The 21,936-nt window shown below is 68.3% G+C and carries 21 protein-coding genes and 2 pseudogenes; 9 read left to right on the forward strand and 14 right to left on the reverse strand.

Translation table 11 applies throughout. The features are described 5' to 3' along the window. The first annotated feature begins 44 nt into the window (after positions 1–44). The 4 genes from ACFQE0_RS07365 to fchA all read left to right on the forward strand — a co-directional run bounded on the left by ACFQE0_RS07365 (position 45) and on the right by fchA (position 3,959). Positions 45–1,256, forward strand: coding sequence for an aminotransferase class V-fold PLP-dependent enzyme (locus ACFQE0_RS07365; RefSeq protein WP_378968432.1), 1,212 nt, complete (start codon positions 45–47; stop codon positions 1,254–1,256). 106 nt (positions 1,257–1,362) lie between these two features. Then, entirely contained in the window at positions 1,363–2,307 is a 945-nt protein-coding gene (locus ACFQE0_RS07370) for a D-2-hydroxyacid dehydrogenase (RefSeq protein WP_378968435.1), read from the forward strand. 150 nt (positions 2,308–2,457) lie between these two features. Next, a complete protein-coding gene (locus ACFQE0_RS07375; RefSeq protein WP_378968437.1) occupies positions 2,458–3,318 on the forward strand; it encodes an NADP-dependent methylenetetrahydromethanopterin/methylenetetrahydrofolate dehydrogenase in 861 nt (286 codons plus the stop codon). After that, complete coding sequence (fchA, locus tag ACFQE0_RS07380) at positions 3,318–3,959, forward strand: methenyltetrahydrofolate cyclohydrolase (protein ID WP_378968439.1); 642 nt, start codon at positions 3,318–3,320, stop codon at positions 3,957–3,959. The genes ACFQE0_RS07375 and fchA overlap by 1 nt, the downstream gene beginning before the upstream one ends. Positions 3,960–4,067: 108 nt before the next feature. Here fchA and ACFQE0_RS07385 read toward each other — a convergent pair whose 3' ends face one another. Together ACFQE0_RS07385 and ACFQE0_RS07390 are read right to left on the reverse strand one after the other, a co-directional pair. After that, positions 4,068–4,598: a gamma carbonic anhydrase family protein gene (locus ACFQE0_RS07385; protein WP_378968441.1), complete on the reverse strand. Its 531-nt coding sequence runs from the start codon at positions 4,596–4,598 to the stop codon at positions 4,068–4,070. Between the two features lie 21 nt (positions 4,599–4,619). Further along, on the reverse strand, positions 4,620–5,399 hold the full coding sequence (locus ACFQE0_RS07390; RefSeq protein ID WP_378968444.1) for an ABC transporter ATP-binding protein: 780 nt from the start codon (positions 5,397–5,399) through the stop codon (positions 4,620–4,622). A gap of 109 nt (positions 5,400–5,508) precedes the next feature. Between ACFQE0_RS07390 and ACFQE0_RS07395 the strand changes: the two genes are divergently transcribed. Continuing rightward, positions 5,509–5,787 carry a hypothetical protein gene (locus ACFQE0_RS07395; RefSeq protein WP_378968446.1) on the forward strand — a complete coding sequence of 93 codons (279 nt, stop codon included), beginning with the start codon at positions 5,509–5,511 and terminating at the stop codon, positions 5,785–5,787. 361 nt (positions 5,788–6,148) lie between these two features. Here ACFQE0_RS07395 and ACFQE0_RS07400 read toward each other — a convergent pair whose 3' ends face one another. Together ACFQE0_RS07400 and ACFQE0_RS07405 are read right to left on the reverse strand one after the other, a co-directional pair. After that, a complete protein-coding gene (locus tag ACFQE0_RS07400; protein ID WP_378968448.1) occupies positions 6,149–6,958 on the reverse strand; it encodes an ABC transporter permease in 810 nt (269 codons plus the stop codon). A 291-nt stretch (positions 6,959–7,249) separates the two neighbouring features. After that, the gene (locus tag ACFQE0_RS07405) at positions 7,250–7,765 is read right to left on the reverse strand and encodes an META domain-containing protein (protein ID WP_378968451.1); all 516 of its coding nucleotides are present in this window, start codon (positions 7,763–7,765) and stop codon (positions 7,250–7,252) included. Positions 7,766–7,942: 177 nt separating this feature from the next. Here ACFQE0_RS07405 and ACFQE0_RS07410 point away from each other — a divergent pair, with 177 nt between their 5' ends. From ACFQE0_RS07410 to ACFQE0_RS07420, 3 genes are all read left to right on the forward strand, one after another. Beyond that, on the forward strand, positions 7,943–8,266 hold the full coding sequence (locus ACFQE0_RS07410; protein WP_378968453.1) for a helix-turn-helix domain-containing protein: 324 nt from the start codon (positions 7,943–7,945) through the stop codon (positions 8,264–8,266). An 87-nt stretch (positions 8,267–8,353) separates the two neighbouring features. Further along, on the forward strand, positions 8,354–9,091 hold the full coding sequence (locus ACFQE0_RS07415; RefSeq protein WP_378968455.1) for a PIG-L deacetylase family protein: 738 nt from the start codon (positions 8,354–8,356) through the stop codon (positions 9,089–9,091). Then, positions 9,088–9,942 (forward strand): glycosyltransferase family 2 protein, encoded by an 855-nt coding sequence (locus ACFQE0_RS07420; protein WP_378968457.1) that lies wholly within the window; start codon positions 9,088–9,090, stop codon positions 9,940–9,942. The genes ACFQE0_RS07415 and ACFQE0_RS07420 overlap by 4 nt, the downstream gene beginning before the upstream one ends. A gap of 247 nt (positions 9,943–10,189) precedes the next feature. On the opposite strand, the gene ACFQE0_RS07425 is transcribed toward ACFQE0_RS07420, so the two are convergent. From ACFQE0_RS07425 to argJ, 7 genes and pseudogenes are all read right to left on the reverse strand, one after another. Continuing rightward, entirely contained in the window at positions 10,190–11,158 is a 969-nt protein-coding gene (locus ACFQE0_RS07425; protein ID WP_378968459.1) for an HpcH/HpaI aldolase/citrate lyase family protein, read from the reverse strand. A 163-nt stretch (positions 11,159–11,321) separates the two neighbouring features. Further along, positions 11,322–14,070 (reverse strand): annotated as a pseudogene (locus tag ACFQE0_RS07430) (phosphoenolpyruvate carboxylase). A 210-nt stretch (positions 14,071–14,280) separates the two neighbouring features. Next, positions 14,281–15,171 (reverse strand): succinate--CoA ligase subunit alpha, encoded by an 891-nt coding sequence (gene sucD, locus ACFQE0_RS07435; RefSeq protein ID WP_378968461.1) that lies wholly within the window; start codon positions 15,169–15,171, stop codon positions 14,281–14,283. 21 nt (positions 15,172–15,192) lie between these two features. Continuing rightward, entirely contained in the window at positions 15,193–16,371 is a 1,179-nt protein-coding gene (locus ACFQE0_RS07440; protein ID WP_378968463.1) for a malate--CoA ligase subunit beta, read from the reverse strand. Between the two features lie 297 nt (positions 16,372–16,668). Then, on the reverse strand, positions 16,669–17,079 hold the full coding sequence (locus tag ACFQE0_RS07445) for a (deoxy)nucleoside triphosphate pyrophosphohydrolase (RefSeq protein ID WP_378968465.1): 411 nt from the start codon (positions 17,077–17,079) through the stop codon (positions 16,669–16,671). Then, positions 17,076–17,783 carry an SIMPL domain-containing protein gene (locus ACFQE0_RS07450; protein ID WP_378968467.1) on the reverse strand — a complete coding sequence of 236 codons (708 nt, stop codon included), beginning with the start codon at positions 17,781–17,783 and terminating at the stop codon, positions 17,076–17,078. Before ACFQE0_RS07450 ends, ACFQE0_RS07445 begins: the two co-directional genes overlap by 4 nt. Continuing rightward, positions 17,780–19,027 (reverse strand): bifunctional glutamate N-acetyltransferase/amino-acid acetyltransferase ArgJ, encoded by a 1,248-nt coding sequence (gene argJ, locus ACFQE0_RS07455; RefSeq protein ID WP_378968470.1) that lies wholly within the window; start codon positions 19,025–19,027, stop codon positions 17,780–17,782. The genes ACFQE0_RS07450 and argJ overlap by 4 nt, the downstream gene beginning before the upstream one ends. Positions 19,028–19,266: 239 nt before the next feature. Here argJ and ACFQE0_RS07460 point away from each other — a divergent pair, with 239 nt between their 5' ends. Then, positions 19,267–19,695 (forward strand): response regulator, encoded by a 429-nt coding sequence (locus ACFQE0_RS07460; RefSeq protein ID WP_378968472.1) that lies wholly within the window; start codon positions 19,267–19,269, stop codon positions 19,693–19,695. A gap of 6 nt (positions 19,696–19,701) precedes the next feature. Here ACFQE0_RS07460 and ACFQE0_RS07465 read toward each other — a convergent pair. The 3 genes and pseudogenes from ACFQE0_RS07465 to ACFQE0_RS07475 all read right to left on the reverse strand — a co-directional run bounded on the left by ACFQE0_RS07465 (position 19,702) and on the right by ACFQE0_RS07475 (position 21,928). After that, positions 19,702–20,425 (reverse strand): annotated as a pseudogene (locus ACFQE0_RS07465) (TetR/AcrR family transcriptional regulator). 172 nt (positions 20,426–20,597) lie between these two features. Further along, entirely contained in the window at positions 20,598–21,401 is an 804-nt protein-coding gene (proC, locus tag ACFQE0_RS07470; RefSeq protein ID WP_378975351.1) for a pyrroline-5-carboxylate reductase, read from the reverse strand. A 17-nt stretch (positions 21,402–21,418) separates the two neighbouring features. Further along, on the reverse strand, positions 21,419–21,928 hold the full coding sequence (locus ACFQE0_RS07475; protein WP_378968474.1) for a type III secretion system chaperone family protein: 510 nt from the start codon (positions 21,926–21,928) through the stop codon (positions 21,419–21,421). Between the last annotated feature and the right edge of the window lie 8 nt (positions 21,929–21,936).

Genomic DNA, 21,936 nt, shown 5'->3' on the forward strand with positions numbered 1-21,936 from the left:
CGCCGGGCCCGATCCCGCGCGCGAAACCATTCGGAGGAGACATCATGGCCGCAACCCGGCGCCCCGGTCGCAACCACCTTTTCATCCCCGGTCCGACCACCATTCCCGACCGGGTGATCCGGGCGATGTCGGTGCAGTCCGAGGATCACCGCTCGCCGAGCTTCCCCGAGCTCGCCAAGCCGCTCTTCCAAGACGCCAAGATGGTCTACGGCACGACCGACGGCACGATCCTGCTCTACCCGTCCTCGGGCACGGGTATCTGGGAATCGGCGCTGACCAACACCCTCTGCCGGGGTGACAAGGTGGTCGCGGCCCGCTTCGGCCAGTTCAGCCACCTCTGGGTCGACATGGCCCAGCGCCTCGGCCTCGACGTGATCGTCCAGGACGAGGAGTGGGGCACCGGTGCCGATCCGGAGAAGATCGGCGAGGCGCTGCGCGCCGACAAGGATCACGCCATCAAGGCCGTGATGGTCGTCCACAACGAGACCGCGACCGGCGTCACCAGCGACATCGGCGCCGTGCGCAAGGCGATGGACGCCGCCGGTCACCCGGCCCTGCTCTTCGTCGACGGCATCTCCTCCATCGGCTCGCTGCCGTTCAAGATGGACGAGTGGAAGGTCGATTGCGCGGTGGCGGGCTCGCAGAAGGGCTTCATGCTACCGGCCGGCCTCGGCCTGCTCTGCGTCAGCCAGAAGGCGCTGAAGGTCGCCGAGGGCGGCCAGGGCGGCAGCAACGACCGTCTCGGCCACGTGTATTTCGCCTGGGCCGACCAGCCCAACGCGAACAAGGGTGGCTACTTCCCCTACACACCGGCCCTGCCGCTTCTCTACGGTCTGAAGGAAGCGCTGACCGTGATGAAGGAGGAGGGGATGGAGAACATCTACCACCGCCATCACGTGCTCGCCGAGGCGACCCGTCAGGCCGTGGCTGCCTGGGGCCTCAAGCCCTGCGCCAAGGAGCCCAAGTGGAACTCCGACACCGTCACGGCGATCGTCGTGCCGGAGGGTGTCGATGCGGCCAAGATCATCAGCCACGCCTATGAGCGGTACAACCTCTCCCTCGGCGCCGGTCTGTCCAAAGTCGCGGGCAAGGTGTTCCGCATCGGCCACCTCGGCGATCTCAACGAGCTGTCACTGCTGGGCGCCATCGCGGGCGCCGAGATGGCGATGATCGATTGCGGCATGAAGGTCACGCCCGGCTCCGGCGTCGCCGCCGCGTCGAGCTACCTGCGCGAAAATCCGCTGCACAAGGCGTGATTGAAGGCCGGCGGAGGGCTCGATCCCTCCGCCGGACCCCCATAAGAAAAGACGTCTAAAACAGACCCGGCCGCCGCCCGGCCGCCGGAGAGGGAGCCGACGACCCATGGCGAAGAAGATCGTGTTCCTCGACCGGGAATCGCTCGACGCGACGCTGAAGCCGTTCAGCTTCGAGCACGAATATGTCGAGCACGAATCGACCTGGACGCCGGAGGACATCGTCTCGCGGCTTCAGGGTGCCGAGATCGCCCTCATCAACAAGGTGCCGATGCGCGCCGACGTGCTGAAGCAACTTCCCGATCTCAAGCTGATCGCCGTGGCCGCCACCGGAACGGACGTGGTCGACAAGGCTCAGGCGAAGGCGCAAGGCATCACCGTCGTCAACATCCGCAACTACGCCTTCAACACCGTGCCCGAGCACGTGGTCGGCCTGATGTTCGCCCTGCGCCGGGCCATCGTTCCGTATGCGAATTCGGTGAAGCGGGGCGATTGGGCGAAGTCGCGCCAGTTCTGCTACTTCGATTACCCGATCTACGACATCGCCGGGTCCACCCTCGGCATCGTCGGCTACGGGGCTCTCGGCAAATCCATCGCCAAGCGCGGCGAGGCCCTGGGCATGAAGATCCTGGCCTACGACACCTTCCCGCAGGAGGGCCTGTCCGACTTCGAGACGGTGCTCACCCAGTCCGACGTCATCACCCTGCACGTCCCGCTCACACCGGAGACGAAGGGCCTGATCGGCGCCGCCGAACTGAAGCGGATGAAGAAGAACGCCATCCTCATCAACACCGCCCGCGGTGGCCTGGTGGACGAGGCGGCCCTTCTCGAAGCCCTCAAGGACGGCACCATCGCCGGCGCAGGCTTCGACGTGGTCGCGCAGGAGCCGCCCAAGGACGGCAACATCCTCTGCGACGCGGACCTGCCGAACCTCATCGTCACACCGCACGTCGCCTGGGCGAGCAAGGAGGCCATGCAGATCCTGGCCGATCAACTCGTCGACAACGTCGAGGCGTTCGTGGCGGGCAAGCCGCAGAACGTGGTCGAGGGGTAATCCACATCCGTCATCGCGAACGCAGTGAAGCGATCCAGGGAAGCGGGCCGTTCCCGAAGGGAGCACCGCCCTGGATTGCTTCGCTCCACTCGCAAAGACGGTGAGCGTCCATAGAACACCGACGGATCAAAGATCAGGACCCGCACACTCATGAAAAAGCTGCTGTTCCAGTTCGACACCGATTCCGCCCCCAGCGTCTTCGACGTGGTGGTGGGCTACGATGGCGGGGCCGATCACATCACCGGATACGGCAACGTCACGCCGGACAATGTCGGCGCCTATGTCGATGGGACGATCTACACCCGTGGCGGCTCGGAGAAGAAGTCGACCGCGATCTTCGTCGGCGGCGGCAACATGGCCGAGGGCGAGGCGGTGTTCGAGGCCGTGAAGAAGCGCTTCTTCGGCCCGTTCCGCGTCTCCTGCATGCTCGATTCCAACGGTTCGAACACCACCGCCGCCGCAGGCGTCGCCCTGGTGGCGAAGGCCGCCGGTTCGCTCAAGGGCAAGACGGCCGTCGTGCTCGCGGGCACCGGTCCGGTGGGCATGCGCTCGGCCGCCCTGCTCGCGGGCGAGGGCGCCGAGGTCGTGATCGCGGGCCGCGCCCTCGACAAGACCCAGGCCGCCGCCGACAGCATCAACAAGCGCTTCGGGGTGAACGTCTCCGCCGCCGCCACGCCGGACGAGGCGTCGCGCATCGCGCTGGCCAAGGGCAAGAACCTGATTTTCTCGGCGGGCGCCATCGGCGTCGAGCTGCTGCCGGAATCGGCCTGGGCCAATGATCCGGCCGTGGAGTTCCTGGCCGATTACAACGCCCAGCCCCCGACGGGCATCGGCGGCCTCGATGCCATGGACAAGGGCAAGGAGCGCCACGGCAAGTCGGCCTTCGGCGCGCTCGGCATCGGCGGCCTCAAGCTGAAGCTGCACCGGGCCTGCATCGGCAAGCTCTTCGAGAGCACCGACAAGGTGTTCGACGCCGAAGAGATCTACGCGCTCGCCAAGGAGATGGCGTGATGGGTGACAAGGCCCGGCCCGAGAACGACTCGATCCAGACGTTCCTGACGGAACTCGCCAGCGCCGCCCCCACCCCGGGCGGCGGCGGAGCGGCGGCCATCTCCGGGGCCATGGGCGCGGCCCTGGTCTCGATGGTGTGCAACCTGACCATCGGCAAGAAGAAGTATGCCGAGGTCGAGGAAGAGCTGAAGGACGTGCTGGCGCGTTCCGAGGGCCTGCGCGCGGGCCTCACCGGCATGATCGCCCAGGACGTCGCGGCCTTCGACGCCGTGATGGGCGCCTACGGCCTGCCCAAGGGGACGGACGAGGAGAAGGAGGCCCGCAGCAAGGCCATCCAGGCGGCGCTCAAGGAAGCCTGCGACGTGCCGCTCTCCTGCTGCCGGGCCTGTCGGGCGGTGATCGACCTCGCGGCGATCACGGCGGACAAGGGCAACCTCAACGTCGTGTCCGACGCGGGCGTGGCCGTGCTCTCGGCCTATGCCGGCCTCAAGAGCGCGGCGCTCAACGTCTACGTCAACGCCAAGGGCCTCGAGGACCGGGACTTCGCGCAGGAGCGCTTGGACGAACTCGAAGGCATCCTCGCCGAAGCCGGACCGCTGACCGAAAAGGTCTACGAGGTGGTCAAGGCCAAGGTGAACTGAGGGCGACCCAAACCCCTCTCCCCGACGGACCTCGGGCTCGCCCGATTTCCGTCGGGGAAACCGAAGTCGGGCAGGTTCGACTTCGGGCGGGGAGAGGGGTCCACTCTCTCAATCCACCCGCCGCAGGCCCTTCTTGTACCGCTGGCCGTTCTCGACGTAGCGGCGGGCGGCGTCCCGCAGGCCTGTGATCGCCGCCTCGTCGAGGATGCGGACCGCCTTGGCCGGTGCTCCGACGATCAGGCTGTTGTCCGGGAATTCCTTGCCCTCCGTCACCAGCGCGTTGGCGCCGACGAGGCTGCCCTTTCCGATCTTTGCCCCGTTCAGGATCGTCGCGCCCATGCCGATGAGCGTGCCGTCGCCGATCGTGCAGCCATGGACGATGGCGCCGTGGCCCACCGTGACGTCCTCGCCGATGGTCAGCGGGAAGCCGGGATCGACGTGCATGATCACGCCCTCCTGCACGTTGCTGCGATCACCGATGCGGATCGGCTCGTTGTCGCCGCGCAGGGCCGCTCCGAACCAGATCCCCACATCGACGCCGAGATGCACCTGGCCGATCACCTGCGCGTCCGGCGCGATCCAGGTGCGGTCCGGCTCGGCCAACTGCGGGATGTGCTCGTCCAGGGCGTAGAGGGGCATCGAATCTCTCCGGGAAGGGGGCTACCACCAATTGGCGTTCGTCGGCGCCGCGTCGGCCCGGGCGGGGGCAGGCTTCAGCGAGCGGTCGAGGGCCGCGAGGATCGAGCGCACCGCCGCCTCGCTCTGTGGCGAGGCCGGGTCGCGCGGTCGGGGCAGGGCGATGCGGAGGGTCTCGTCCAGACGGCCGGGGCGTGGGCGCATCACCACCGCCCGGTCGGCGAGCGCGACCGCCTCGCCGACATCGTGGGTCACCAGCACCACTGTCGGCCGGTGCTCGGCCCAGAGGGCGAGCAGATGGCCGTGCAGATCCTTGCGGGTGAAGGCGTCGAGCGCCGAGAACGGTTCGTCGAGGAGCAGGACGCGGGGCTCGGCCACGAAGGCGCGGGCGATCGAGACGCGCTGCTGCTGGCCACCCGACAGGTCGCGGGGCCACCGCCCGGCATGCTCGGCGAGGCCGACCCGCTCCAGGGCGTGCATCACCCTTGCGCGCCGCTCACCGCGCTTCAGCTCGGACAGGCCGAAGCCGACATTGGCCGCGACATCGAGCCAGGGCAGGAGGCGGGGTTCCTGGAACACCAACCCGACGCCGGGATGGGGCCCGGCGATGGTTTCCCCGTCGAGGGTGATGGCGCCTTCGCTGGGCCGATCGAGCCCTGCGATCAAGCGCAGTAGGGTTGTCTTGCCGCAGCCGGAGCCACCCACAAGGGCGAGGATCTCCCCCGCCGGCACGGTGAGCGCGATCCGCTCGAGGGCCCGCGTACCGTCGGCATAGGTCTTGGACAGGTCGTCGATGGCGAGCACGCCGCGCTCCGATCTTGGTGGGCCCGACGGCCTTGTCTCTCCCTGTCGCGGGAATGGCACAGGTCCGCGCGCCCTGCCAATGCTAAGTGAGCCCTCTCAGGAGGGCGCGATGACCCGTTGGAACCTCGTCTTCGGACTCGCGGCTCTGTTCGCCGCCTCGCCTGTCCCTGCGGCTGACTTGTACCGGCCCGTGCCCATGGGGCGGTTCATCGCCACCTGCGAGGATCTCGGCCACTTCTGCTTCGCGCAGGCCTGCGGGCGAGATCAGATCGCCGCCGCCGAAGGATGCCGGGCTCAATGCCGGGGCGCGGTGGTGATGACCGTCCGGCCCGCCGCGTGTCCTGTCACGATTCCACCCGCCGACATCATCCTTCGCAGCCGTGGATGATGTGTTCTGCCTCACATGGCCAAGGCTCGGCCTGATGATGGATTAAAAAGCATCATATTCAAAAGAAACATGAATTGCCGGGCAACGAAGCTCCGTATGCCGCATTGTCGCAGCGTAGTCTTCTAGCGCTGTGATGGCCGGTGTTCGCCACCCGTCGCGAGAACCGGATCATGTTGATGCTCAAGAGCGATATCTGCCCGCCGCGCGAAGGCCCCAGCGCCGACCCGATCCTCTATGGGGTCGCCACGGCGCTGGCGCAGCTCTTCCCCCGGTCACATCCTCCGAACCCCGGCAGTCGGTGGAGCGACTGTCCGCCAAGCCTTGCGCCAAGCAGCCCGCCAAAGCTGGCGTCGCGCGCTGATCAGAGCGAATCGCGTGCCGTATCCTGCCAGCGAACCAGCGGCCCGGTGAGGGTGACGAGCAGCGCATCGGCGAGCTTGCCCACCACCGCGAAGGTAATGATCGCGGCCATGATCTGATCCGGCTTACCGAATTGCTGACCATCGACCAGCAGGTAGCCGAGCCCTTCGGAAGCCCCCATCAGTTCCGCCGCCACGACGAATAGGAAGCCGAGGCCGAGCCCCGTGCGCAGCGCGGTGAGGGTCGCGGGCAGCACAGCGGGCAGGAGGATGCGGCGAACCTGCGCTGCCTTCGACAGGCGGAACACCCGGCCCACTTCCACGAGCTTACGGTCCACCGAGGCGATGGCGCCCGCCACCCCGACATAGACGGGGAAGAACACGCCGACTGCGATCAGCAACACCTTCGGCGTCTCAAGGATGCCGAACCAGAGGATGAACAACGGGACCCAGGCGAGGGAGGGCACGGCCCGCAGGGCCTGCAAGGACGGATCAATCAACCAGCGCAGGCGCGGCAGGGTGGCGACGAGGGCGCCCGCCAGGATGCCTGCCAACGCCCCGAAAGCGAAGCCGAGGCCGACGCGCACCAGCGTCGCCTGGACATGCATCGCCAGATCGCCCGAGGCGGCCAGTTGCCAGAGGGTCGCCGCGATCCGGCTCGGTGGCGGCAGCAGGCGGCCGGAGAACAGCCCCGCATCGACGCCGCCTTCCCAGCCCAGGGCGAGCACGAGCGGCGGCAACAGCCCGAGCAGCAGGCGTGAGCCGCGCTCGCGCGCCGCGGGCTTCGATTCGGCGTCGGAGATGGTGGTCACTCGCTGGGCAGTCCGCCCGAGGGCGGCCGGTGAGGATCAGGCGGCCAGCCGGACGAGAAGGAGAAGGGTTGCAGCCACCGGCGCGGCGGCGGCGATCCACAGGGCGAGGGGATGGAATCCGCTGGGCCCGGCCGACCGCACCGGAGCGAGGCCGTACCCGGAAAGATGAGCCTGTCCAGAACCCGAACCGACCGGCATACGCCACCCCCCTGTCACCGGGAGATAGAATACCCGCACCCCTGAAAGCCGCCTGAAGACCGGCGGCTTTCGGTGAGCGTTATGAACAGATTCTTACAGGGCGCGGTCGAACTTGAGCTCGCCGTTCGGGCTCTTCAGCACGAGCTGCGACCCGACGATGTCCCAGGCGCCCGCGGTGCGCAGGGCGACGAAGAACGCCTGCTCGGTAGCGGCGATGGACTTGTCGCAGGGACGCTTGGTCAGCGCCAGCGGGCCCACGGCGAGGTGCTGCTCGCGCAGCGGGAAGGCGGTGGCCGCGAAGGTGTTGCAGCCACCGTAGCCGCGGGCGCGGTACTGCTTGTCGACGATGAAGCTCGGACGGTCGTTGCCGCCGAACGGCTTGCCGTTCAGGCTCACGGCGGTCCAGGTCGAATCGAGCGGGAAGTTCTTCTCCTGCGCCTTGGCGCCGGGAACGTACTGGGGCTTCTTGCCGTCTTCGCCACCGGGACGGCGAAAGCCCTTACCGAAGCCCGTGCTCTGGCCGCCCATCTGGGCTTGAGCCTCGCCCGTGGCGAAGATGCCCGCGGCCATCACGGTACAGGCCAGCGTGGCGATCAGCACCGCTCTCATCGTTCTGCCCCTTTGTCGCGCGTTCGCGCTGGTTGGACCGTCCGGTCCCGCCCCCCGGCGATTCCGGCGTCGGGCTCCATGACGTTCAATTTCAGCACAATTATGATCACGGGCCACTTGAAAGGGAAACGTTGCCGGTCCGGCATCGTTGTGGACCACGTTGACAGGAGGTTTGACGTGACGGGATCCGACGAAGGCGTCCAGAGCGGAGAGGTGCCCCTGGTGATGACTCCGGCCCAGTCGCGGGCGGCGCGGGGATTGCTCGCTTGGTCCGAGGCCGATCTGGCGAACAAGGCCGGATGCGACCCATCTTTGGTGAAGACCTTCGAGTCCGGCTACGGCGATTCGCCCTCCGGCCAGATCGAGGTGCTGCGCAGCGCCTTCACGGCGGCGGGCATTGTCTTCACCGAATCACCCATGCCGGGCGTCCGCCTCGGCGAGGCACGGGGCGTCGATGAAGGCACGCGGCTCGGCAACCTGACGACGGAGAACGATCGGTAGGGCTGCTCAGGCACCGTTCAGCCGGTTTGCCCGATGGTCCCCGCTGTTCGTTCCGGCCGGGGCCGCCGGGACCGGAGACCCCGCACGATGCGTGCCGACGCCTTTCTCGCCGCCGCCGATACCCTGCCGCTGGCTTCCCTGGACACGCTGGTCGGGCCGGGCGGCCTCGTAGTGGTAGCGCCCCATCCCGATGACGAGAGCCTCGGTTGCGGCGGTCTCATCGCCGCCGCCCGTGCCGAAGGTCGCGATGTGCGTCTCGTGGTGGTGAGCGACGGCTGCGGCTCGCACACCCATTCCGCCCTCTACCCGCCGGAGAAACTGCGGACGCTGCGCGAGGACGAGACCCGCCGCGCCGTCGCCGTCCTCGGCATGGACCCTGCGCGCGTCACCTTTCTGCGCTTGCCCGACGCCCATGTGCCGAGCGACGGCCACCGGGCCGAGGCGGCCGCTCTGGCCGTGGCTGAGGCGGCGCGGGCCTGCGTGGCGAGCGCGGTGTTCGTGACATGGCGGCACGATCCCCATTGCGATCACAAGGCCGCCGCCGCCATCGTCGGATTGGCCCGGCCTAGGATGCCGGGGGTGCGGACCTACGAATATCCCGTCTGGGGTTGGACCCTGCCGCCGGAGACGGAGGTCGGCGGGGCGCCGCAGGGGCTGCGCCTCGACGTGTCCGCCTTCAGCGCTATCAAGGCCAAGGCGGTCTATGCCCACGAATCGCAGACCACGGACCTGATCCACGACGATCCGACCGGCTTCCGCCTGGAGCCCGCGATGATCGACCGCCTGTGCGGGCCGAGCGAGCGCTTCGTGGCGATCACGGAATGAGCATCGCGGTCGTTACCCTCAACAAGGGGAGAGGCGCGCATCTCGCCCGCCTGCTCGAAGGGCTCGGGCGGGGACAGGCGCCGGATCGTTGCATCGTCGTGGAGATGGGCGGGGACGATTCGCCTCTCCCAACTCTGCCCTTTCCCGTGGAGCGGGTCTTTCTCGCGGGGGAAGGCCTGCCCCTTGCGGCGGCCCGAAATGCGGGGCGCCGCGCGGCGGGCGATGCCGACGTGCTGGTCTACCTCGATGTCGATTGCATCCCCTCGGCGGATCTTGTCGCGGGTCTCTCCGCGGCGGCGCGGGACCATGACGGGCTGATCTGCTGCGCGGTGCGCTACCTGCCCGCAGGGGCCGTGCATGATGGCTGGACCGAGGCGGACCTCATCGCGGCGGGGCATCTCCACCCGGTGCGGCACTTCCCTGTCTCGGGGGTCGCTCCCTCGCCGCAGCCCGGCCTGTTCTGGTCGCTCGCCTTCGCGGTGCGAGCCTCGACCTATGACAGGCTCGGCGGGTTCGACGAGAGCTTTTCCGGTTATGGCGCCGAGGATACGGACCTCGCCTTCCGCGCGGAAGCGGCAGATGTGCCGGTGCTGTTCCTGGGTGGCCCGCTCGCCTTCCACCAGCACCATCCGGCCTTCGACCCGCCTCTCCAACATTTTCGCGACATCGCTGCCAACGCGCAGCTTTTCCACGATCGCCACGGCATCTGGCCGATGGACGGCTGGCTCGACGGGTTCGCCCGGCTCGGGCTGATCGCACCGGAATGGCGCGAGGGGATCAGGCCCCTGCGCGATCCGACGCCTGAGGAGATCGCGGCGGCGCGGCTGCCGGACGACCGGCCGTTCTCGTAATACCGTGAAGTCGATTGGCGAAGCGCGCGAATTCGCTTATATTCGGGAGTGGAGCCGGTGATGGCTACACCGGCTCCTGGCGATCACTCGTTAGGGTTTAGCCACGTCAGACCGATGACCATTCGTTCGACTCCCGGCCGCAACCGGCCGCGTGAGGCCCATCACGGACGGGCTGGTGAAGCCCGCGACAATATCCCTATCAAGGCGGAATAAAGAGGCGCAACCCAGGTCGCGCCTCCTATAATCCTTACTTCATCGCATCGGCCTTCTCGATCAGCGCCTCGGCCATGCGGATCGAGGCGATGTCGATGAGACGACCGTCGAGGGAGACGGCGCCACGGCCGGCCTTGGCGGCCTCCTGCATGGCTTCGAGGATACGGCGGGCCTTGGTCACCTCGGCCTCGGAGGGGGTGAACACCTCGTTGGCGAGCTCGATCTGGCTCGGGTGGATCGCCCACTTGCCCTCGAAGCCGAGCGCCGAGCAGCGGCGGGCCGCCGAGCGGTAGCCGTCCGGATCGGAGAAGTCGCCGAACGGGCCGTCGATCGGGCGCAGGCCGTAGGCGCGGCAGGCCACCAGCATGCGGTTCTGGGCGAACAGCCACGGGTCCTGCCAATGGGTCTGGCGATTGCCGGACTCGTCCTTGTCGGTCAGCACCGAGAAGTCGGGGTTCACGCCGCCGATCACGGTGGAGCGGGCGCGGGTCGAGGCGGCATAGTCGGCCACGCCGAAGGACATGGCCTCCAGGCGCTTCGAGGATTGCGCGATGGCCTCGACATTCGCCATGCCGAGCGCGGTCTCGATCAGCACTTCGAAGCCGATCTTCTTCTCACGCTTCTTGGCCTGCTCGATCTGCGTGGTGAGCACGTCGATGGCGTAGACGTCCGCCGGCACGCCGACCTTGGGGATCAGGATCATGTCGAGGCGCGGGCAAGCCTCCACGATGTCCACCACATCCCGGTACATGTAGTGCGTGTCGAGACCATTGATGCGGATCATCATGGTCTTGTTGCCCCAATCCAGGTCGTTCAGCGCCTGGATGATGTTCTTGCGGGCCTGTTCCTTGTCGTCGGGGGCGACGGCGTCTTCCAGATCGAGGAAGATCACGTCTGCGGCCGAGGACGCGGACTTCTCCATGAAGGTCGGGTTCGAGCCGGGGACGGCCAGTTCCGAGCGGTGCAGGCGCGCCTTGGCCTGTTGGATCAGGGTGAAGCTCATGTCTGTGTTCCTCCTTGGGGTGGTCTCGTCCCGCGCGGGTCGGGTGTGGCGCGCCGGGGGTTCAACTGGTGTTCCTGGCTGTTTCGGACAGGGTTCAAGCCGTCATTGCGAGCAGAGCGAAGCAATCCAGGGATGCGTTACGTTCGGGAATGTTCCACTGCCCTCATCCCGTCGCCCCGAACCCCACGGCGATGCAGTTGATCGACAGGAGCAGGGCGGATTTCACCGCCTCCTTCCGGTCCTCATCCGTCTCGCTACGGTAGCGGGCGAGCAGTTCGACCTGCTCGCGGGAGACTTGGTTGATCGTCGGCAGCCGCCCCTTCAGGCGGTCACGGAATAGGGGGAAGCGCTCGGCCAACTCCGAGCCGCCGCTGACGCGCAGCACCATCTCGCGGGTCAGCGCGTACTCGGCCTCGATGGCGGAGAAGATCCGCTCGCGCACCCCCGTATCCGGCACGAGGCCGGCATAGGCGCGGGCGATGTCGAGATCGACCATCAGGAGGGTCTTCTCGACCTCGTCGAGGACGAGGCGCAGGACACGCGAGTCGTTGAACATCCGCTTGAGGGTGGCCTCGCCCTCCCGGCCGCGCACGTCGATGAAGCTCGCGAGCCCGGAACCGACGCCGTACCAGCCGGTGACGACGTGCCGGTTCTGCGACCACGCGAACACCCAGGGGATCGCCCGCAGGTCGGAGAGGGAGCGGGCGCCGAAGCGGCGGGCCGGGCGCGAGCCGATGTTGAGCAGGGCGATCTCGTCCAGCGGGCTCGCCGCCTGGAAGTAATCGACTAGCCCATCCGTGTTCAGCAGGTTGACGTAGGCCGCCCGCGAGGCGCCCGCGAGGGCTTCGAGGGCGTCGTCGTGGCCCACGGCGTTACCGTTGCCCTCGCCCGCCAGGGCATGCTCGAACACCGAGGCGGCGAGCAATTCCATCTGGTAGGCGGCGGTGCCGCGGTTGGCGTATTTGAACGAGACGACCTCGCCCTGCTCGGTGATGCGGAAGCGGCCCCGGATCGAGCCCGGCGGCTGGGCCGCGATGCCCCGATGGGTCGGCACGCCGCCCCGGCTCACCGAACCGCCGCGCCCGTGGAAGAAGGCGATCGGCACGCCGAGTTCCTGGCCGAGCCGGGTGAGCTTGCTCTGCGCCTTGTACAGCTCCCAGTTGGCGGCGACGTAGCCGCCGTCCTTGTTGGAATCCGAGTAGCCGATCATCACTTCCTGCACCCCGCCCTGCCAGCGGGTGGAGCGGCGCACCACCGGCACGGCGAGCAGTTCGCGCATGATGGCGGGTGCGGCGCGCAGGTCGTCGATGGTCTCGAACAGCGGGACGATGGGCAGCGGGCAGATCTCGGTGCCCGAGGCATCGAGGAATACGCCCGCTTCCTTGGCCAGCAGGTAGGCGCCGAGGATGTCCGGCACCGAGCGGGTCATCGACAGAACGAAGGAACCGAAGGCCTCGCGGTCGAGGTTCTCGCGCATCTCCGCCACCAGGGCGAAGGTGGCGAGTGTCTCGCGCGCCGCGTCGGGCAGGTTCTCGAAGGAGCGCTCGGGATCGCGCGTCCGGGCGAGGCTGGCATCGAGCCAGGTACGCCAAGCTGCTGTATCAAGCGCGGGCGGCTCGCCGTCGCCGTTCTCCTGGCGCCACAGGGCGCGCAGCGTGTCGGTGGTGCGGGTGGTGTTCTCGCGCAGGTCGAGGCGCACCGTCGAGAAACGGAAGATCTCCACCATCCGCCGCACCGGCCGCACGAGATCGCGGGCCAGAGCGCCGCATTGTGCCTCGGCAAGGCCGCGCTCCAGCACCCGCAGGTCTTCGATCAGGCCATCCGCGCTCGGATAATCCGGGCCGGAGGGATGCCGCCCCTCGTTGCGGGCGATGGTCGCCTCGATTTTGCGCAGGACGCAGGAGAGGTACTGGCGATAGGCCTCGCCGGGGTTGCGCCGTTCGATGGCGCGCGCCTGCCCGCTCTCGGTGAGCCTGGCGCGACAGGGCCTCCCGGAAGGCGGTGGGCACGGCGAGCGTCCGCTCGGTGAGCGAAAGCGTGCGGCCGAGTTCGCGCACGCCGTCGCGGTAGCGGGTCAAGGAGGCCAGGGCGTTGCGTTGCAGAGTGGTGCGCGTCACCGCGGCCGTGACGAAGGGATTGCCGTCCCGGTCGCCGCCGATCCACGAGCCGAACTGGAAGAAGGGCGGCACCTTGAAGGTGGCGTCGGGATAGGCCTCGCTCAGGGATTCCTCCAGGGAATCCATGGTCTCCGGCAGCATCTCGAACAGCGATTCATCGAAGAAGTGCAGGCCCCAGGCGACCTCGCGCTCGACGGTCGCCTTCTCGAGGTGCAACTCGCCGGTCATCCAGACCAGCTCGATCTGGTCGCGCAACTCGTTCATCAGGCCGTTGCGCTCGCGATCGGTCCAGCGCGGCATCTCCAGTTCGCGCAGCACGAGATAGATGCGCCGGAACTTCTCCAGCACGGTCACGCGCTTGCCCTCGGTGGGGTGGGCGGTGATCGTCGGGCGCACCCGAAGGTCGTTCAGCAGGGCCTGGATCTTTTCCGGCGGTATGCCGCGCGCACGGGCCTCCGTGAACACCTTCGCGAAGGATCCGCCGAGCGCCGCGCGGCCCTCCGTCCGCTCCGTGTGACGGCGGCGGCGCATCGCGGCATTCTGCTCGGCGATGGAGATCAGCTGGAACCAGATCCCCTGGACCTGAAGGGCGCGGGCCAGCATCTCGGGCGAGAAGCGCGAGATGTCAGCCGTGCCGTGCAGGACGGCCTCCAGTTCGGGATCGTGCCGACGGGCGACGTCGAGCAGCGCCTGGAACAGGATGTCCAGCGCCACCTCGGACGAGGTGCCGGTGATGACCGGCGGCGCGAAGCCGGTGACGGAGGCCGAGGGGCTGGCGTGAAGCGTCGTGGGCATGGGGGAGCCCTTCTTTCCTGTCGTTCGTCTCGTCGATCGCGGCGGCTCCCGCGCGCGCTCTCAGTCCGCACCTCGGTCCTTGCGAGCGCAGCGAAGCAATCCAGGGAGGCGCCAAGGCTGGAGACGTCCCGTTGCCCTGGATTGCTTCGCTACGCTCGCAAAGACGGGAGGCTTTGGGTGGCGGCCTGGGCCGCCACCGGGCCTCTGCGGCTACGCCGCCCGGGCGAGCACGTCGGCGACGGTCTGGCCGAAGGAGCCCGGATCCGGTGCCACGGTGAGGCCGTAGCTCTTCATGATCTCAGCCTTCTCGGCGGCGCTGTCGCCGGTGGCGGAGATGATCGCGCCGGCATGGCCCATGCGGCGGCCCTTCGGGGCGGTGAGGCCCGCGACGAAGCCGATCACTGGCTTCGACATGTTGTCCCGGATCCAGGCCGAGGCCTCGGCCTCCTGCGGACCGCCGATCTCGCCGATCATCAGCACCGCGTCGGTCTCCGGGTCCATCTCGAACAGGGCGAGGTGGTCGAGGAAGGATGAGCCGTTGATCGGATCGCCGCCGATGCCGACCGAGGTCGAGATGCCGAGGCCGAGTTCCTTCAACTGCGAGGCCGCCTCGTAGCCGAGCGTGCCGGAGCGCGAGATCACGCCGACATTGCCCTTCAGGTAGATGTGGCCGGGCATGATGCCGAGCATCGACTTGCCGGGGGAGATGATGCCCGCGCAGTTCGGGCCCACCACCATCGTCCGCCGCTCCTTCGGGTAGCGGTAGAGGTAGCGCTTCACGCGCATCATGTCCTGCGCGGGGATGCCGTCCGTGATCGAGCAGACGAGGCGAAGCCCCGCATCGGCCGCCTCCATGATCGCGTCCGCCGCGAAGGGCGGGGCGACGAAGGTGATCGAGGTGGTGGCGCCGGTTGCCTCCACGGCCTCCTTCACAGTGTTGAACACCGGCAGGCCGAGATGGGTGCGTCCGCCCTTTCCGGGGGTGACGCCGCCCACGACGTTGGAGCCGTAATCCAGCATCTCCTTGGCGTGGAAGGTGCCTTTGTCGCCCGTGATGCCCTGGACGATGATCGGCGTGGATTCGTCGATGAGGATGCTCATGGCGTGATCTCCCCTTAAGGCTCAGCGGTTGTTCTTGGCGGCGTTGCAGGCGTCGACCGCCTTGCGCGCGGCATCGGTCAGCGTGTCGGCGGTGATGAGGTCGAGCCCGCTTTCGGCCAGGATCTTCTTGCCCGCCTCCACGTTCGTGCCGGCCAGCCGCACGACCAGCGGCACATCGATCTTCACCTCGCGGGCGGCCTTCACGACGCCCTCGGCGACCCAATCGCAGCGGTTGATGCCCGCGAAGATGTTGACGAGGATCGCCTTCACGTTGCGATCCGACAGGACCAGCCGGAACGCGGTAGCCACGCGCTCGGGCGAGGCGCCGCCGCCGACATCAAGGAAGTTCGCCGGGTCGCCGCCCGCGTGCTTGATCATGTCCATGGTCGCCATGGCCAAGCCCGCGCCGTTGACGATGCAGCCGATCTCACCCTCGAGGCCAATGTAGCTGAGGTTGTGCTCGGCGGCCTGGGCCTCGCGCGGGTCGCCCTGCGAGGGGTCGTGCATGTCCATGATGGTCGGGCGACGGAAGAGGGCGTTGTCGTCGAAGGACATCTTGGCATCGAGTGCCAGCACCCGGTCGTCCTTGGTGATGACGAGCGGGTTGATCTCCAGCATCGTACCGTCGCAATCGCGGAACGCCCGGTAGGCGTTCATGATCGTCTTCACGGCCGCCGCGACCTGCTTGATGTTGAGGCCGAGCTTGAACGCGATCTCGCGGGCCTGGAACTGCTGAAGGCCGACGGCGGGTTCGACCACCACCTGGATCAGCGCCTCCGGCTCCTCGGCGGCGATCTGCTCGATCTCCATGCCGCCGCGCTGGCTGGCGATGACGCGGACGCGCTCGGCCTTCCGGTCGAGGACGTAGCCGAGATACGGCTCGCGCTCGAACGGGTCGGCGGTCTCGACGTAGACGCGCTGGACCGGCTTGCCCTCCGGCCCGGTCTGGTGCGTGACGAGGCGCTTGCCGAGCAGTTCCTTCGCGGCATCGCGGACGTCGTTGTAGGTGCGGCACAGCTTGATGCCGCCCGCCTTGCCGCGGGCACCGGCATGGATCTGCGCCTTCACCGCGCAGAACGAGCCGCCGAGTTCGGTGGCGGCGTAGACCGCCTGGTCCGGGCTGAACGCGATGGCACCTTTCGGAACCGCGACGCCGAAGCTCGCGAGCAGCTCCTTGGCTTGGTACTCATGGACGTCCATGCGGCGCCTCCTCCCGTGTCTCTTGGTGACCCGTTTTCGGCGTTCATCTTACTGGCGGCGCACGATTTCGCCCGTCAAATTTTTTGATTTGCTGCTTCAGCCTGTCTTTCTCGCGCGCGCAGCAACGATTGTATGCAATGGTGCGTTGCGATATGCTTGAAACGACGAAGCCGGACGCGATGAGGCGCCCGGCTTCGACTTGAACCAATGTCAAAAAATCTTTAGCCGGGCGCTAAGTTGCGTTTTTGAACCTCAAGCGTGAGCGCGTCCCGCCTCGCCGTCATCGCAAGGCGAGCGCTACCCCAGCAGATCGATCAGGAACGGGATCAGCGGCGCGTCCGCCGGGGGCATCGCTAAGTCGCGGAGCGCGCGGGGCTGCACCCATTTGAGCGCCTGCCCTTCGAGGGAGCGCGGCGTGCCCTCCCAGCGGCGGCAGACGTAGAGCGGCATCAGCAAATGGAAGTCGGGATAGGCGTGGCTCGCGAAAGTGAGAGGCGCCAGACAGGGCTCCTCGACCGTGATGCCGAGTTCTTCGGACAACTCGCGGATCAGGGTCTCCTCCGGCCGTTCGCCGGGCTCGACCTTGCCGCCGGGAAACTCCCAGAGCCCCGCCAGCTGCTTGCCCGCCGGGCGCTCGCTCACCAGCACGCGCCCGTCGGCATCCACGAGGGCGACGGCGACGACGAGGAGAAGGCGAGGGCCGTTCATGGCGCGATCGCGAAGGTCGCAGTGACGGAGGCCGTGCTCTCGATGGTCCCAGCCTCCACCGGAACGGGCGCCGCCTTCACCGCGCGGCTCGCCATGGCGCGCATCGGGTAGGGCGGGGGAGCGCCGTCGAGGGCCGAAAGCGTGCAGAGCGACCCGAGCTTGGCGCCCACCGCCTCGGCAACGGCCGCAGCGCGGATGCGTGCATCCTTGGCAGCAGCGACCTGAAGGGCAGCGCGGGCGGCCTCGGGATCGCGTAGGCCGAAGGTGATGCCGTCGATGCGGTTCGCGCCCGAATCGAGCGTACGTCGCAGGAGGTCACCGAGTCGGCCCATGTCGCCGACGCGCAGGCGAACCACGTTGGTCGCCATGTAGCCATCCGGCTCCTCGCTGACGCCGCCGCCCGGCCGCGTCACCGGGCGGGTGACGGGCTGGAGGCTGACCGCCGCCGTACCGATATCGGCGGGTGGAATTCCGGCCTCGCGAGCGAGGGCGGACATCCCCGCCACGGCTTTCGACGCGGCGTCGAGGGCGGTCGCGGCATTCGCGCCCTTGGCTTCGATGCCGACCGCGATCTCCGCGAAATCCGGGGCCTGGGCGGACGAGGCGTGGCCGACCACGCTGACGTGCCGGGCGCAGGGCGCCTCGTCGGCCACGGCCCCGCCGCCGAGGGCGGCCAGGACCAGGGCGAGGGGAGCCGCCCTCACGAGCGGTAATCCCCATTGATCTCGATATAGGCCTTGGTCAGGTCGCAGGTCCAAACGCGGGCCTTGCCCGAACCGAGGCCGAGATCGACGCGGATCTCCACCTCCGGTTCGCGCATCACGGCGCTCGCCGCATCCTCGCTGTAGGCGGGATCGCGGGCGCCTTCGACGGCGACGCGCACATCCCCGAACCAGATCGCAAGGCGATCCCGGTCGGCGGGCTCTCCCGCCTTGCCGACCGCCATGACCACGCGGCCCCAATTCGCGTCTTCGCCCGCGACGGCGGTCTTCACCAGCGGCGAGTTGGCGATGGACAGGGCGATCCGGTGGGCCGAGGCGTCGCTTTCGGCGCCGCTCACCTTCACCGTCACGAACTTGCGCGCACCCTCGCCGTCGCGGGCGACGAGTTGCGCGAGTTCGATCAAGAGGTCGTCGAGGGCGGCCTTGAAGCCCGCCAGCGCCGGATCGGTCGCCTCCGCGACCTCGGCATTCCCGGCCTTGCCGGTGGCGAACAGCATCAGCGTGTCGGAGGTCGAGGTGTCGCCATCGACCGTCACGCAGTTGAAGCTGTCGTCGGCGCCGCCCTTCAGCAGGGCTTGGGCCGCCGACTGAGAGAGGGCGGCGTCGGTGAAGACGAAGGCCAGCATGGTCGCCATGTCCGGCGCGATCATCCCAGCGCCCTTGGCGATGCCGTTGATGCGCACCCGCTTGCCGCCGATCTCCGCCTCGCGGGTCGCGAGCTTGGGGAACGTGTCGGTTGTCATGATCGCCTTGGCCGCCTCGGCCCAGGCCGCCGCGCCGTCCTGCGCGCGGCCCGCGCAATCCGCGAGCACGCCCTCGAATCGCTCGGCCGGCAGCGGCTCGCCGATCACGCCCGTCGAGGCGATGTAGACCTCGTTCTCAGAGCATCCGGCGGCCTGCGCGGCAATCGTCGCCGTCTTGGAGACCGCCTCGCGGCCGAGGCGGCCGGTGAAGGCGTTGGCGTTGCCCGAATTGACCACCAGGGCACGGGCCGAGCCGTTGCCAAGGGCTTCACGGCACCAATCGACCGGCGCGGAGGGGCACTTGGACCGCGTGAACACACCCGCCGCCCGGGTGCCCGCGTCGAGCCCGACATACAGCACGTCCGTGCGCCCGCTGTAGCGGATTCCCGCCTGGGCCGTGGCGAGGCGGACGCCCGAGACGGGCGGCAGATCGGGATAGGTCGTGGGCGCGAGGGGCGAGACGGGCGACGGCTTGGACGACATCGAATCGAGGACTCCGTGATCCGGTATGAGACCGGCCGCGGCGAGGTGTTGCCCGCCGTGGCCTGTCGGCGTCAACCGATCCCGGAGCGGTTGCCCAATTCCGCGCCGCTTCCCGTGCATGCCTGCCCCTTGGGCACCGTGGGGTCCCTTTGGGGCAAATTCGCGCGCCGAGCCCTTGCGCGTTTCTCGGTGTGCGGCATACCATATCGCATTGCAACGCGAAGTGGTGGTCTTGCACGATGGGATCAGCCGCCGTCGGACCCGCCGAACGGTTTCCTTCCGTCGCCGGGGGTTGTTACCGCATTCAGGTGCTCGTCGTCGGGCACAACAAGCGCTGGCGCGATGAAGCGGCGGCGCAGGTTCACCGGGTCGGTTTCCAGGCCACTGTCTGCGATCGCGGTGTCGATGCGATGACGGTTCTGGCCCTGGGGCTGCCCGTCGACATCATGATCATCGATGCCGCTTTGAAGGGCAATCTCTGCGGCGCCCGCCTTGCGGTGGAGGCCCGTGAGTTGCGGCCCAACCTCCGAATCGTGTTCGCCAGTGACGACCTCGATGACGAGGCCGCCGACTTGATTCCCGACGCCCTGACCATCGAGCGGGACCGTCTCACCGGCGGCGAGATGGTCGGCACGGTTCGCGACGTCCTGTCCGGGCGGCTGTCCTAAGCCTAATTACGGCGTCGGGGGCTCGTCGCGCAGGCGATCCTCGCGGTCTGAGCGGGAGCGGCGCTCCAGCAGCGATCGGCCGATGGCGCGAAGCGGAGCGGTGAGGCGCCGGGCATCCTCCGCCCGCTCCATGAAGCGCTCGCCGTTGCGGATTTCCTTGTCGAGCTTCGCCATGGTCCGGGCCAGCGCCGGATCCTCGTCATCCAGCCAGACCTGGGTGACGCGGGCGAAAGCGATCACGACGCCCTGCAACTTCAGCTCGACCCAGCGGGCCCTCCGTGTCGATGCCGGCTGCAGCCAGCATGTAGCGATGCGAATTCAGCATCACCCCGTTGAGGGCGAGCAGCGAGAAGGGGTCGCCACGCAGGGAATAGGAGATCCGCCGAAGGGCGGTCTTGTACGGCGTCATCGCGTCGAGGCGGCGCATCAGCACGTCGAACAGGCGCTCCCGTGTCGGCTCGTCGGCGAGATCGGTCCCGTCGCCCTCCAGTACCTTGCGGTCGATGATCCGGGCGAGGCCACCGAGGACCGCGCCCTTCGACGGGAACAGCTCGCGCAGTTCCGCCAGCGTCAGCCCCGCTTCGCGAGCGACGTCGCTGACCTCGATATCGTTCCAGGGCTGTTCGGCCGCCAGCCGCATCAGCGCCTCGACCGCAGCCTCGCGCGGCGAAACCTTGGGGGCGGCGGCCTCGGGCTTTGCCTCGCTCCCGGCGGAAGCCTGGGTCTCGATTCCGGCGGCGGCCTTCGTCTCGGGGGATGCAACCGGCTCCGCAGCCTTGCGGGTCCGCTTGGTCGGGCCTTTGGGTTCGGTCATCGTCCCGTCGTCGCTCGATTGGTCGTGCTCCTCATTTAGGAGCCGATCCCGCCGCTGTCAGGGGGCGCGCGCGGGATGCCGCAGACGATCAGCCCGCGAGTTCACCCGCCCGGTGCTTTGCCGCCGCCACGGCCCGGCGCATCAGCGGGGCCATCCCATCCTCGGCCATGAGCACGGCGAGCGCGGCCGCCGTCGTGCCGCCAGGGGAGGTCACGGCCTGCCGCAGGGCGCCCGCTTCGGTCGGGTCCGCATCGAGAAGGGCGCCCGATCCGGCGACCGTCGCCCGCGCCAGCCGACCTGCGACCTCGGCGGGCAAACCCGCTGCGATGCCCGCCTCGGTCAGGGTCTCGACCATCAGGAAGACATAGGCCGGGCCGGAGCCCGACACGGCGGTGACGGCGTCGATCAACGCCTCGTCATCGAGCCACGCAGTCGCCCCGGCGGCCGAGAGCAGCGATTCCGCGCTGGCCCGCTGACCGGAATCGACGGCTTCGTTCGCGAAGGCGCCCGTGGCCCCGTGCCCGATGCTCGCCGGAAGGTTCGGCATGGCCCGCACCACGGCCCGCGCCGAAGGCAGGCGCCCGCGCAGGTTCGCCACCGTCTTGCCGGCCAGAACGGAGACGAGGAGCGTCCCGGGTCCGATCAGCCGGTCGAGATCGGGCGCCGCCGCATCGAGCCCCTGTGGCTTGATCGCCAGGACGAGCACCGCCGCCGGGGCCGGATCAGTGGGGTTGAGGGCCACGCCGCGCTCGGCGCAGAGCCGCGTCATCGCCTCGGAGGGGAACGGGTCGATCACCGTGGTCGCGGCTGGATCGAGCCCGGCATCGAGCCAGCCCGCCAGCATCGCCCCGCCCATCTTGCCCGCGCCGACCAGCATCAGCGAGGCGGGCATGCCCTTCCAGGTGGTGCTCACGCCTCGCCTTCGGTCTCGAACAGGGCGGCGTCCAGCGACTCACGGGCATTCTTGCCCGCCCAGAGGACGAACTGGAACGCCTGGAAGTAGCGCTCGCAGGCATCGACCGCGCATTTCATCATGGTCGCGCATTGCGGCTGGGTCGGCGCCACGCCGCCCGCCAGAAGCAGCGAGTGGCGGAACATCACCACATTGTCGCTGGACCACAGGTCGAAGTGACCGATCCAGAGTTGTTCGTTCACCAGAGCAATCAAGCGCTGAATTTCAGCGCGTCGACGCTCCGGCACCTTCAGGTCGAAGGCGCAGGCCACGTGGAGGGCCTCGACATCCTCGATCCAGGTGAAGGCGACATGATAATCCGTCCACCGGCCGGGGCTGGTGACGGACATCTCGTCCGTCTCGGCCCGGTCGAAGATCCAATCGCGCAGCGAGGCCAACCGTTCGACCACGTCGAGCGGGTGCTCGGTTCGATGCGGATCGAAATAGTCGATGTTAAGCAGCGGCATGACGATCC

This window comes from Methylobacterium komagatae (genome assembly GCF_042661665.1).
Taxonomy (GTDB): Bacteria; Pseudomonadota; Alphaproteobacteria; order Rhizobiales; family Beijerinckiaceae; genus Methylobacterium; species Methylobacterium komagatae.

What these genes read in the sequence shown, in the direction of transcription:
- fchA (WP_378968439.1), top strand. Translation starts at nt 3,318, where the DNA reads ATGGGTGACAAGGCCCGGCCCGAGAACGACTCGATCCAGACGTTCCTG.
- ACFQE0_RS07405 (WP_378968451.1), bottom strand. Translation starts at nt 7,765, where the DNA reads ATGAGAGCGGTGCTGATCGCCACGCTGGCCTGTACCGTGATGGCCGCG.
- ACFQE0_RS07425 (WP_378968459.1), bottom strand. Translation starts at nt 11,158, where the DNA reads ATGAGCTTCACCCTGATCCAACAGGCCAAGGCGCGCCTGCACCGCTCG.
- ACFQE0_RS07420 (WP_378968457.1), top strand. Translation starts at nt 9,088, where the DNA reads ATGAGCATCGCGGTCGTTACCCTCAACAAGGGGAGAGGCGCGCATCTC.
- ACFQE0_RS07365 (WP_378968432.1), top strand. Translation starts at nt 45, where the DNA reads ATGGCCGCAACCCGGCGCCCCGGTCGCAACCACCTTTTCATCCCCGGT.
- sucD (WP_378968461.1), bottom strand. Translation starts at nt 15,171, where the DNA reads ATGAGCATCCTCATCGACGAATCCACGCCGATCATCGTCCAGGGCATC.
- ACFQE0_RS07445 (WP_378968465.1), bottom strand. Translation starts at nt 17,079, where the DNA reads ATGAACGGCCCTCGCCTTCTCCTCGTCGTCGCCGTCGCCCTCGTGGAT.
- ACFQE0_RS07370 (WP_378968435.1), top strand. Translation starts at nt 1,363, where the DNA reads ATGGCGAAGAAGATCGTGTTCCTCGACCGGGAATCGCTCGACGCGACG.
- ACFQE0_RS07415 (WP_378968455.1), top strand. Translation starts at nt 8,354, where the DNA reads ATGCGTGCCGACGCCTTTCTCGCCGCCGCCGATACCCTGCCGCTGGCT.
- ACFQE0_RS07395 (WP_378968446.1), top strand. Translation starts at nt 5,509, where the DNA reads ATGACCCGTTGGAACCTCGTCTTCGGACTCGCGGCTCTGTTCGCCGCC.
- ACFQE0_RS07375 (WP_378968437.1), top strand. Translation starts at nt 2,458, where the DNA reads ATGAAAAAGCTGCTGTTCCAGTTCGACACCGATTCCGCCCCCAGCGTC.
- argJ (WP_378968470.1), bottom strand. Translation starts at nt 19,027, where the DNA reads ATGTCGTCCAAGCCGTCGCCCGTCTCGCCCCTCGCGCCCACGACCTAT.
- ACFQE0_RS07475 (WP_378968474.1), bottom strand. Translation starts at nt 21,928, where the DNA reads ATGCCGCTGCTTAACATCGACTATTTCGATCCGCATCGAACCGAGCAC.
- ACFQE0_RS07460 (WP_378968472.1), top strand. Translation starts at nt 19,267, where the DNA reads ATGGGATCAGCCGCCGTCGGACCCGCCGAACGGTTTCCTTCCGTCGCC.
- proC (WP_378975351.1), bottom strand. Translation starts at nt 21,401, where the DNA reads ATGCCCGCCTCGCTGATGCTGGTCGGCGCGGGCAAGATGGGCGGGGCG.
- ACFQE0_RS07440 (WP_378968463.1), bottom strand. Translation starts at nt 16,371, where the DNA reads ATGGACGTCCATGAGTACCAAGCCAAGGAGCTGCTCGCGAGCTTCGGC.
- ACFQE0_RS07385 (WP_378968441.1), bottom strand. Translation starts at nt 4,598, where the DNA reads ATGCCCCTCTACGCCCTGGACGAGCACATCCCGCAGTTGGCCGAGCCG.